We start from the raw sequence: 11,392 nt of genomic DNA on the forward strand, positions 1-11,392 counted from the left end.
AGTCTCCTCCTATCGGTAGCTTCTTTTTTGTTTTTCATATTAAAAACATTGCAACAATCGTCGTAATCACTAAACCAATGGTTACCGGCAGAAGGTTGCGGCGGGCGAGTTCAAACGGATCAACATTACAAATGGCTGCTGCAGGGATTAATGCCCAAGGAACGAGTGTCCCGCCGCCGACCCAGATAGCTGCAATTTGACCAAGTGCGGTTAAAGTAGCTGCACCTGAGCCGATGGCGGTTGCGAAAAGACTTGCAATAGAGCCGGCTAATGAAATACCAGAAAAGCCTGATCCATCAAGGCCTGTAATGGCTCCAACAGCCGTTAATGTAACCGCTGCAATCTCTTTGCTTAACGGGACTGCAGAAGCAAGAGCAACGCCAAGGTCATTGACAATTCCATTTGATTGCTTAGGCAAATAGTCACCGATAATAGTGGTAAATCCTGCATCTCCTAAATAGAAGAAAGCAGCAATTGGTATAACTGGACCAAAGACTTTAAATCCAAATTGAAAACCTTCTATTAGATAATCGGTTGTTTGTTCAAGCCCTTTCGATTTATGACTGACAAGGGTAATCAAAATTAGAATAAAGACAGAAGTTCCTCCAATTAAGGCTGTAGCATCTCCACCTTGTAAATCAAGGAGTGACATGGCCGCAACATCAATAGCAAAAAGAATGGGGATTAGAACGGCGAAGAAGCGTTTTTGATTTGTGGAAAGAAGTGTTGGTTGGGAAGTTTGCCCAATATCCGTGGTTTCATAGGATGAGGCGGTCAGTTTACCGGATTTAATATCCCTTTTAAGAAAATAAAAGGCGCAAATCGTTGTAACAGCCCCCATCACAATCACAAGAGGAATACTTGCTGATATCACATCTTGAACAGGGATACCCGCAGCATCTCCAGTCAGCTTAGGTGCTGCTTGTATGACGAAATCACCTGAAAGGGCAATTCCGTGGCCGAATAAGTTCATGGCCATTGCTACACCTAATGCTGGAAGCCCTACTCGAATCGCAACAGGCAGTAAGACAGCTCCCATTAAGGCAACTGCAGGTGAAGGCCAAAAGAAAAAGGAAATGACCATCATTAAAAGACCAATAATCCAATAGGCTAAGCCTGGGGTACGGATTAATCGTGAAAAAGGAGAAATCATCACATCATTTATCCCTGTCATGGTTAATGACCTGCTCATTGCCACGATAATCGAGATAATCAGAATAGTTGGCAGCAATTCTGTAATGGCGAAGACAAGGCCTGTAAAAATGCTAATGACAGAACCGGATAATGATCCTGTTGCCATCATAGCAATGGCAAAAAGACCGATAATACAGACAAGAGTGGTATCTCTTCGCATGACCATAAAACCAATAATGAAAATAATAAACAGTACATATAAAAAGTGGATGGCAGAAAGTTCTATTGCCATATTTGTTCCTCCCTTTGAACCTAATTGTTCGTTTAAAAGCGCGTATTCTATAAAAAGAATTGTATGGAACCCTTTTTACAGAATATGTTGGTCAAAAAGAGTGGTGAGCAGAAAAAACTGTCCCAAAGAGGAAAATAATCAATGTTTATCGAAATTCTTTAATCAACGGGTTTTTAGTCTTGTTTTCAAAGCCCGACTTGTCGATAACTATTTGATTTACAAGGAAGAGAATGTTGCTTTAGCTGCTCTAATACAATCTGAGTTTGACTTCCTCTTTTTCTCCTAATTCATTAAAAAGATATGGAGTTTGTCAATAATATTATAGTAATATATTTGTAAGGTGGAGTCGGTATTAGTATCTTTCATTATATTTTTCGAGGTGGCCTATGAGATACAATCGAAATGAATCATTTAGATATGAATTTGAGTGCCCGAAGTCCGTTACATTTAAAATTACCGATGTAAATGGAATAAAAACAGCGACAAACTTAGCGCATGCAAAAATAAAGAATATTAGTCCGCATGGGATGAGACTGTTATCAGATTTAGATATTAAATTGAAAGGCAGCATTAAAGCAGACTTTACATTCTCATTGTACTCAGCCCCAATTACAGTAAAAGGGATCTTCGTATGGCAAAGGAAGGAACTGCACGGCTATAGCTACGGAATCGAAATAGAATCAACAAAAGAAGTTGAAAAAATGATTGTAGAAGAATTAAAGCAAGTATCAAAAGGAACAGTTTATATAAAAGGAAAATAAAAAGGATAAAATTTCATCTAAAGGTTAGGCGTTAAGCAGGCCCTTCTTAAACAGTAGGGGTCTTTTTTGCTGTCTGCTTATTCAAACTCCATGCAGACTTGAATAATAACTTTTGATAATTAATGAAACACTTCTAACCTGTTGGTTCTACCTGCACTTCTTAATATTCTCCGTAAACAACCTTCAACAGTCATTCTTACACTAGGAAATGATACTTATGGATAAAAATATATGTTCCAAAGAAAATCAATAGGATTAGATTCCTAGTCTAAGTCTATAAAAAACAGGAATTGGTTATTATATCTAAATAATGTTTTTGTGTGAAAATAAGTAAGGGAATTTTTCAAACTGATGCGGAAGAAAGTCATCATAGCATGGTTCATTTTCCCGTTAAATGGGGAAATTCTACATATGGAATGATGACAACATGTATTCAATCCGAGTTAATCTATAATGACTTGAATCAATTGATAAATGTATTTATTAGGCTTTTAAGTTTAAAATGCTATATTCAAAATGGTAAACATGAAAAAATAAATTCGTTAAGACAATTAAACAAACAAAAAGTGGAAATCGATCAAGCTGACATAGAGAAGATTTCTGATTTGAAGGAAGTCATCGTTACATTGGATTTAACACATAGAGAAAAAGATGTACTTTTCCTAATACTAGAAGGATTGAACAATGCAGAAGTAGCAGATCATTTGAAAATCAGTCCTCATACTGTAAAAAATCATGTGACAAATATCTTTAGAAAATTAAATGTATCTAATCGTATTCAAGCGATGGCGAAAATATATAGAATAAAATATGACATGGATTGATAGCAGGAACGTTGTTTGGAACTTTCTAAAAATGGAGTTTTTTTTGATTACAACTAACTGTAGGCCCAAATGATAAAAAGGCGACCGGAAAGGTATGCCTTTTTATATCATTTGGGCCTATTCTGATAAATAGTCCAATCAAAACATTTCAATAAACCGCTGGGCACCTTTTGATAGGGGACGATTTTTATCCCAGATAAGAGAAGTTTTATTACGAAGAGGACAATCCTCTATTTCGACAGTTTTAATATCGTCTGACGGGTGAACGGCAAATGTTGATTTTGGCATAACAGCTGCTCCCATCCCGGTTGCGACAAAGGAAAAGATCATGGCAGCATCATGAGATTCGCAAATGATGTTCGGTTTGACTCCTAGTTTTACACAGGCATCTTGGAAGGCGGTATATTTTCCATGCCTGTTTTCTCGTACGAACATGACAAGCGGAATGTCTTCGAGATCCTTCATATGGATAGTTGTTCTAGATGCATTCCACTCCCATTTACTTGGAATGAACAATACATAAGGCTCTATGTGTAAAGTTTTTGATTCATAACTTAGATGCAGGTCTGAAACGAAGCGAACGACAGCTAACTCTACTAATCTATCCTCTAAAAACTTAACCACCTCATGGGGATGGCCATCCTCTATGCGAAATGTAACGAGTGGATATTGATTGTGGAACGCTTGAATTCTTTCCGGCAAATAGGCCACGCCGCATGACCTTGCAGTACCAATTGAAAGCTGTCCCCGCAAGCCATCTCCCGTTTCTTTCACTTCCATTACAGTGTCATCGATTTGAGTTAGGATACTAACTGCGCGTTCGTAGAGAAGCATTCCAGCCTCCGTTAGTTCGACGCTTCTGCTGTTGCGGATAAACAAAGGGGTCCCTAGTTCATCCTCAATTAGCTTTAACTGTTGGCTTAAGGGCGGCTGAGCCATATTCAACTTTTTGGCAGCTCGTGTAATTTGACCTTCGTCTGATACGGTCACAAAGTAACGTAATTGACGTATATCCATCTGCTAATCACCTATCCATATTTTTTTCATATCGCAAATCTATTAAATAGATATTTGAAGTATTAGTATACCAGATGCTACTATTTAAATAAATAATATTCAGAATAATAGGAATTTGAAACAACAGTTGCTAGTGATCATCTAGCAAGAGACCGTGCGCATGGTTTCAAATGCAAGAATGAAGAGTTAAGGAAACAGAGTCCATTCCATTCGACGTGTAAAACAAATGATTGGTGGATGCTTCAGATATAAATAAACAAGGAAAGGGAGTGAATCGGTGCTAATATATTTGAATTTGGCAGCGGTTTTAGCTGTGACAGGATATGCGTTGTATTTATTTTTTCAAATCGTATATAGTCGATATTTGTTTGTAAAGCTCGGCAAGAAACCCGAATTTGAATTGAATCTCAAAGAACGACTGAATAGCGTGTTAGTCAATGGGTTTGGACAAAGGAAATTGTTTAAAGACAAAAAAAGCGGCCTGATGCATTTTATCTTGTTCTATGGTTTTTTCATCATTCAAATAGGACTGATCGAAATCATTATTAAGGGCTTCATCATAGGATACGAATTTCCTTTAGGTGCCCTGCACAAATATTTCAGTCTAATGCAGGAGTGGACAACCTTCCTCATGCTGTGCGGTATATTGTATGCTCTTTACCGCCGTTATGGTGAGAAATTAAAGCGCTTGCAATTAAGAAGGGATATTAAAGCTGCTGTGGTCTACATTGCACTTACCACACTAACCTTGTCTATCCTGCTTACGCTGGGGTTTGAAACCGTGATGCTGGGCCATGAACCTGATTTCGTCTATGCTCCATTCTCTGGAGTAATTGCGGCAGTGTTCTCAAGTGTTGGTACGACCGCAGGAACGGTGTTGTTCTTCGTATTTTGGTGGGTACACCTTCTGACCGTGTTGTCATTTATGGTGTTTGTCCCTCAGTCGAAGCAAGCGCATGAGCTATTCGCGTTGTTTAACTTGTTTTTCAAGAAAGTTGGACCTGTTGGAAGATTGAGAAAAATTGATTTTGAGGATGAAGAGGCAGAGGAATTTGGCGTTGGAGCAATCGAGAATTTTACTCAGCAACAGCTCATTGACCTTTATGCCTGTGCAGAATGCGGACGATGTACAAATATGTGTCCAGCTTCAGGTACAGGAAAGAGTCTTTCTCCAATGGAACTCATTTTGAAAATGCGAAACCATCTGACGGATAAGGGAGCTTCCATTACATCACGTACACCATGGATGCCTGTCTTTGCTTTTAAGGATGCGAGAGCTAATCAATTAGCACTGCAAGGGGGAGTGGGTGCAAATTCCGAAGTAGCGGCTGCTATAGAAATGCCAAATCTAATTGGAGATGTCATCACGGAAGATGAATTGTGGGCCTGTACGACATGCCGCAATTGTGAAGATCAATGTCCGGTGATGAACGAACATGTGGATAAAATTGTCGATATGCGTCGATTTTTGGTTATGACTCAAGGGGAGATGCCAGCTGAAGCTTCACGTTATTTCCATAATATTGAAAGACAAGGGAATCCTTGGGGCACAAACCGCAATGAACGCATCAAATGGCGGGAAGGCATGGAGGACATCATCAAAACCGTTGATGAAAACCCTGAATTTGATGTTTTATTCTGGGTTGGTTCGATGGGCTCGTACGACATGCGCAGCCAGAGGATTGCAAGGTCCTTTGCCCGTTTAATGCATAAGGCAGGAGTAAAATTTGCGATTCTCGGCAATGAAGAGAAGAACTCAGGGGACACAGCGCGCAGGTTGGGGAACGAGTACTTATTCCAAGAATTATGCACTCAAAACATTGAGACGTTCCAAACATACGGTGTGCGCAAAATTGTGACGACCGATCCTCATGCCTTTAACACCTTCAAAAATGAGTATCCGGAATTTGGTCTGGAAGCGGAAGTTGTCCACCATACTCAACTGCTTGCTGATTTACTGAAGGAAGGCAAGCTCAAGCCAACTAAGAAAGTGGAAGAGAAAGTCGTTTATCATGATTCTTGTTATATTGGGCGCTACAACGATATTTATGGTTCGCCAAGGGACATCCTGCGTGCAATCCCTGGAATTGATCTGCTTGAGATGGAACGAAACCGGGAAAATGCGCTCTGCTGTGGTGCCGGCGGAGGAAGAATGTGGATGGAAGAACGCGAAGGGACTCGGGTGAATATAGCTCGCACAGAAATGGCGCTTCAAGTGAATCCGACGCTCATTGGCAGTAACTGTCCTTATTGTTTAACCATGCTTTCCGACGGTACAAAGGCTAAGGAAGTGGAGGAACAGGTGCAGACGCTGGATATTGCGGAAATCATTGAAAAGTCGGTGGAATTTTAAAAAAATAACAAAGGGGTTAAGTTCATGAACGATGTACAAAAGTTAGACAGGTATACGGCGACAGAAGCTTTGTTAGATAGCTACACGGCGTCAGACGCATTGATGGAAGCGCTGCAAGAAGTCGGTATTTCCTATCTGTTTTGCAATCTAGGAAGTGATCACCCTTCGATGATTGAGGCCATGGCGAAGGCCAAAGCGGAAGGGAAGGAACTTCCTAAGGCCATCATTTGTCCGCATGAGAGTGTCGCTTTATCCGCAGCGCAAGGATATGCAATGCTGTCCGGTCAGGCACAAGGCGTGATTATCCATACGGATGTGGGGACGCAAAACTTGGGAGGGGCTATTCATAATGCATTCCGGGCACGTGTTCCGGTATTCATTTTCGCTGGAGAAACACCGTTCACCATGGATGGGGAGCTGCCTGGAAGCCGCAATTCTTATGTGAATTACATGCAAAATGTATACGATCAGCGTGGTATCGTTAGGTCCTATGTTAAATGGGAGGCAGATATCAGAACGGGCAAGAACGTGAAACAGCTCATTTATCGGGCGATGCAGATGGCCCAAAGCGATCCAGCTGGACCGGTTTATTTAACGGGAGCGAGGGAAGTGCTAGAGGAAAATGTGGAAAAACGGTTGGATTCATGGGGGGAATGGGCGCCAATCGAACAGGCAGCCTTAACTAAATGGGGGATTGACGAAATGGTAAGTGCCTTACTAGAAGCCAAAAATCCCTTGTTAATTACTTCTTACCTAGGCAGAAGGACGGAAGCAATTGCTAAGTTGATTGAATTTTGCGAAATATTATCGATACCTGTGGTGGAGCAGATTCCTACTTATGTGAATTTTCCGAGAGACCACCCGCTGCATCTAGGGTACGATCCGAATCCATTTATTCCGGAAGCAGATGTCATTATCGCTATTGATACAGATGTCCCTTGGGTTTCGACACAGGTTCAGCCTAAGGATGAATGCAAAGTCTACTACATTGATTTAGACCCAATCAAGGAAGAAATCCCATTGTGGCATATTCCTGCGGCGAAGAATTATCGTGCGGATGCTTATGCCTCTTTAGTTCAATTAACTGACGCCCTAGCCCAGAGTAATATTAATGAAGCGCGGGTACAAGAACGTTATCTACGTTTAGCAAAGCAACATGATGAGCAGCGTGAAGCTTGGAAGCAGAAAGAACAGGTGGAAGGAAACATAATTACGCCGGAATGGCTAACGGCCTGTTTGAGAAATGTGGTGGACGAGGACACTGTCATATTAGATGAAACAATTACAAATACCATGACGGTAGCTAAACATTTACCGCGCTCCAAAGAAGGAACCATGTTTACAAGCGGTGGTACGTCCTTGGGATGGAATGGCGGTGCAGCGATTGGAATGAAACTCGCAGATCCAACGAAAACGGTCGTAACCTTAACTGGTGATGGTTCATACTTGTTCAGTGTTCCATCCTCCGTTCACTGGATGTCGCGCAGATATCAAGCTCCATTCTTAACCGTCATTTACAACAATGAAGGCTGGAATGCAACAAAGCTGAATCTATTAAAGCGATATCCGGATGGCATAGCGAAGCAAACGGACAGTTATTGGGTGAATTTTGATCAATCTGCTGATTTAGCAAAAATTGCTGAAGCGGCAGGTGGGGCATACGCTAGGATGGTGACAGATCCAAGGGAATTACCTGAAGTATTACAGGAGGCTATGAATGAAGTGAAAAACGGAAAATCTGCTGTGGTGGATGTCCGTTTGGCTAAAATTTCGAATCAGAAAGATTATTAAGCTAAGTATTTCTGAGAGTTTTGATTTTATTGGGAGGTGATGAATGTTTAACCTGTGTTTATTGTAAAAACTATGAATTTAATACTTAGGGGGAAATTTGGAAAATGAAAAAATTCGTTATGCTCTTTTTGTCAGTTTTACTTATTGTACTGGCAGGTTGTTCTAATTCGTCACAACCAACAGAATCGAAGGCGGCTAATGATGAGAAACAGTCCAAAATTGATTATCCAACAAGGCCAATTGAAGTGCTCGTACCGTTTGCTGCTGGTGGCTCTACAGACATTGGTGCCAGAATCATAGAAAAATACCTTCCTAAATATTTGCCAGGTGCACAACTGGTGATTGTAAATAAACCAGGTGGCAGCGGCTCGATTGCGATCACGGATTTGTTTAACTCCAAGCCTGATGGATACACCCTTGCAATGTCTACACACCGTGCTATTTCCATGCAGCCGCTGTATGGAAACGTAAAGTATACACATGAAAGTTTTCAACCGATTGCAAAAGTATTCGGCAATCAGCAAATCATGATTGTGAAAGCAGATGCTCCTTGGGAAACGTTTGAAGAATGGCTTGATTATGTGAAGAAAAATCCTGGTAAATTTTCATATGGAGTAGCTGGAGGACTTGGATCAGGAGCTCATATACCGGTTGCAGAATTGGAAAAGCAGGCAGGCTTTGAAGCAAAGGCAGTATCATTTGAAGGCACACCTCCAGCAATCACAGCAGTTTTAGGCGGGCATGTTCAGGGGGCTATGGTACAGCCGAGCGATGCCAAGTCTCTAATTGAATCTGGAGAGCTCCGCGGATTATTTAATGTCGCAAGTGTACCTGTTCCTTATTTCCCAGATATTCCTTTGTTGAAAGATAAAGGCTTCGATGTTGCGATTGATAGTAATACCTCGCTTTTCGCACCGAAGGGTGTACCACAAGAAACCGTTACGATGCTAGAAGAAGCACTTAAGAAAACAATGGAAGACCCTGAAGTGTTAGCAGAGTTCGAGAAAGTTTCTCTACAGACAAACTATGGTGGTCCTGAGATTGTTCAAAAAGAGGTTAATGAAGAGAATGTGAGATTTGGAAAAATGTTAAAAGAACTTGGCTTAATCAAATAAAATCACGTTATTGAAACAGAGTTGGGTATTCAGGTTGACTCCTGAATACCCGCCATTTTCGTTTTGTCTGTGGAAGGGGATGAATTTTTATCATGAGTAAATACAGGTCAGGAATTTGGGCTGGGGCAGTCATTTTCCTTCTAGCTCTTTTCGCGTTTGTACTGTCATTAAGTTATAGCTATTCTGGTGCTCTTGGACCTGGGCCGGGCTTCTTTCCTACTTGGTTGAGCGGTATCCTGATGGCCCTCTCCATTTGGTATATCTATGAAAGTGTGAAAGGGAAAAATACAAGCAGTGAATCGTGGCCAACTGGACAGTCTCTAAAACATATTTTGTTTATCATCATTAGTTTGGTCCTTTTCGTCATTCTCTTTACTTTATTCGGATTCCTACTTGCAGGGTTTATCTTTTTGGCTATTTTGTTCTACAAAGAGTATAGATGGTACACTACCTTATTAATGTCGGCCGGAATAACAGGATTCATTTACTGGATGTTTAATTCGGTGTTAAAGGTGTACTTACCATTAGGTGGGATTCTATTTTAGGAGGACAGTTAAATGGATTCATTGTTATTGCTTATGCAGGGATTTGAAACGGCCCTGAGTTGGTCGAATCTTCTCTACTGCCTTATTGGTGTAATGCTTGGGATGTTCATTGGCGTACTCCCTGGTCTTGGTCCGGTGTCTGGAACTGCTTTACTAATTCCCATTACTTTCGGGATGGAACCAGTCTCTGCTATTATCATGCTTTCCGGGATCTTTTATGGATCGATGTATGGAGGAACGATTACTTCTGTATTAGTGAACGTGCCAGGTGAGGCGGCATCGGTTATTACATGTATTGATGGGTACGAGATGACGAAGAAGGGGCGTGCGGGAGCGGCCCTTGGGGTATCTGCCATTGGTTCGTTTATCGGTGGGGTTGTTGCTGTAACGGCACTCACATTTGTAGGTCCTGCTTTGTCTAAATTTGCTTTGAATTTTGGTCCCCCAGAGTTCTTTGCGATTATGCTGCTTGGCATGCTGATGATTGTGGCATTGATGGGAAAATCTTTGGTCAGGGGATTAATTGCTGCCGTTTTAGGTTTATTGCTGGCCATGGTAGGACAAGACATGGTCACTGGAGAATTCCGTTTCACATTTGGCTCCATTGAGCTGATGGATGGAATTGATTTTGCGGTCATGGCCATGGGTCTATTTGGAATTTCAGAGATTTTGCTGAATGCGGAAAACCCAACCAAAGTTAAAAAACCAGAAAAGGTTAAAGGTCTTCTTCCTAGGCGGGAAGAATGGGGACCAACCCTTAAATCTGTCGGAAGGGGAACAGGTATTGGAATGCTTCTAGGCGTTATTCCAGGTGCAAACTCCATTATCGCGTCAACTTTTTCTTACATTTTAGAAAAAAAGGTTGCAAAGGATCCATCTCGCTTTGGAAAAGGAGCGATTGAGGGGGTAGCAGGACCTGAAACGGCGAATAACGCTCACAGCGGTGCAGCCTTAATTCCTCTATTTTCCTTAGGTCTTCCAAGTTCACCGACCATGGCGGTTATTTTAGGAGCATTCATTATGCACGGATTAACGCCAGGGCCAGCCTTGTTTACGAAAAATCCGGACTTTGTATGGGGTCTGATTGCTAGTATGTTTATTGGAAACGTTTTATTGCTAATTATGAACATGCCTTTAGTTGGTATGTGGGCAAAAATCGCGTTAATACCATATAAATTATTGTTTCCGATTATCCTAATGGTCATTTTGGTTGGAACCTACAGTCTGAATGGCAGCCTTTGGGATGTTGGGCTAATGCTAATTTTCGGGGTTATTGGTTATATTCTCAAAAAATTGGATATCCCGATGTCCGCGATGATTGTAACTTTCATATTGGGATCACAATTAGAGACTTCAATGCTGCAATCTTTATCAATCTCAACGGAAGGTTTTCTGATCTTTTTCACAGAGCCAATTTCAGCCGTTATCATGAGTATTGCTTTCATTATTTTTGCTCTTAGCATCTTTAGTGGAGTGAAAAATAAGCGTGGAAATCTAGCAGACGATGTTGAAATGTAATAATAGGAGCAAATGAATGAAATGGACATAAGAGGTGAGTGC

The 11,392-nt window shown here is 41.2% G+C and carries 9 protein-coding genes; 7 read left to right on the top strand and 2 right to left on the bottom strand.

Annotated features, from left to right (window positions below; translation table 11 throughout):
- Nucleotides 1-34: 34 nt before the first annotated feature.
- On the bottom strand, nt 35-1,426 hold the full coding sequence (locus tag F4V44_RS01030) for a hypothetical protein (protein ID WP_150438124.1): 1,392 nt from the start codon (nt 1,424-1,426) through the stop codon (nt 35-37).
- A 386-nt stretch (nt 1,427-1,812) separates the two neighbouring features.
- Here F4V44_RS01030 and F4V44_RS01035 point away from each other — a divergent pair, with 386 nt between their 5' ends.
- Together F4V44_RS01035 and F4V44_RS01040 are read left to right on the top strand one after the other, a co-directional pair.
- Complete coding sequence (locus tag F4V44_RS01035; RefSeq protein ID WP_150438125.1) at nt 1,813-2,187, top strand: PilZ domain-containing protein; 375 nt, start codon at nt 1,813-1,815, stop codon at nt 2,185-2,187.
- Nucleotides 2,188-2,507: 320 nt separating this feature from the next.
- A complete protein-coding gene (locus tag F4V44_RS01040; RefSeq protein ID WP_223881743.1) occupies nt 2,508-3,011 on the top strand; it encodes a response regulator transcription factor in 504 nt (167 codons plus the stop codon).
- 138 nt (nt 3,012-3,149) lie between these two features.
- On the opposite strand, the gene F4V44_RS01045 is transcribed toward F4V44_RS01040, so the two are convergent.
- On the bottom strand, nt 3,150-4,028 hold the full coding sequence (locus F4V44_RS01045; RefSeq protein WP_150438126.1) for a LysR family transcriptional regulator: 879 nt from the start codon (nt 4,026-4,028) through the stop codon (nt 3,150-3,152).
- Between the two features lie 277 nt (nt 4,029-4,305).
- Here F4V44_RS01045 and F4V44_RS01050 point away from each other — a divergent pair, with 277 nt between their 5' ends.
- The 5 genes from F4V44_RS01050 to F4V44_RS01070 all read left to right on the top strand — a co-directional run bounded on the left by F4V44_RS01050 (nt 4,306) and on the right by F4V44_RS01070 (nt 11,350).
- Entirely contained in the window at nt 4,306-6,381 is a 2,076-nt protein-coding gene (locus F4V44_RS01050; RefSeq protein WP_150438127.1) for a (Fe-S)-binding protein, read from the top strand.
- Between the two features lie 24 nt (nt 6,382-6,405).
- On the top strand, nt 6,406-8,172 hold the full coding sequence (locus tag F4V44_RS01055) for a thiamine pyrophosphate-requiring protein (RefSeq protein ID WP_191090509.1): 1,767 nt from the start codon (nt 6,406-6,408) through the stop codon (nt 8,170-8,172).
- 104 nt (nt 8,173-8,276) lie between these two features.
- Nucleotides 8,277-9,287 (top strand): tripartite tricarboxylate transporter substrate binding protein, encoded by a 1,011-nt coding sequence (locus F4V44_RS01060; protein WP_150438128.1) that lies wholly within the window; start codon nt 8,277-8,279, stop codon nt 9,285-9,287.
- A gap of 92 nt (nt 9,288-9,379) precedes the next feature.
- On the top strand, nt 9,380-9,832 hold the full coding sequence (locus F4V44_RS01065) for a tripartite tricarboxylate transporter TctB family protein (protein WP_150438129.1): 453 nt from the start codon (nt 9,380-9,382) through the stop codon (nt 9,830-9,832).
- Between the two features lie 12 nt (nt 9,833-9,844).
- Complete coding sequence (locus F4V44_RS01070) at nt 9,845-11,350, top strand: tripartite tricarboxylate transporter permease (protein ID WP_150438130.1); 1,506 nt, start codon at nt 9,845-9,847, stop codon at nt 11,348-11,350.
- Nucleotides 11,351-11,392 lie beyond the last annotated feature (42 nt).

It is taken from the genome of Niallia endozanthoxylica (genome assembly GCF_008710145.1).
Lineage (GTDB): Bacteria > Bacillota > Bacilli > Bacillales > Cytobacillaceae > Bacillus_BD > Bacillus_BD endozanthoxylica.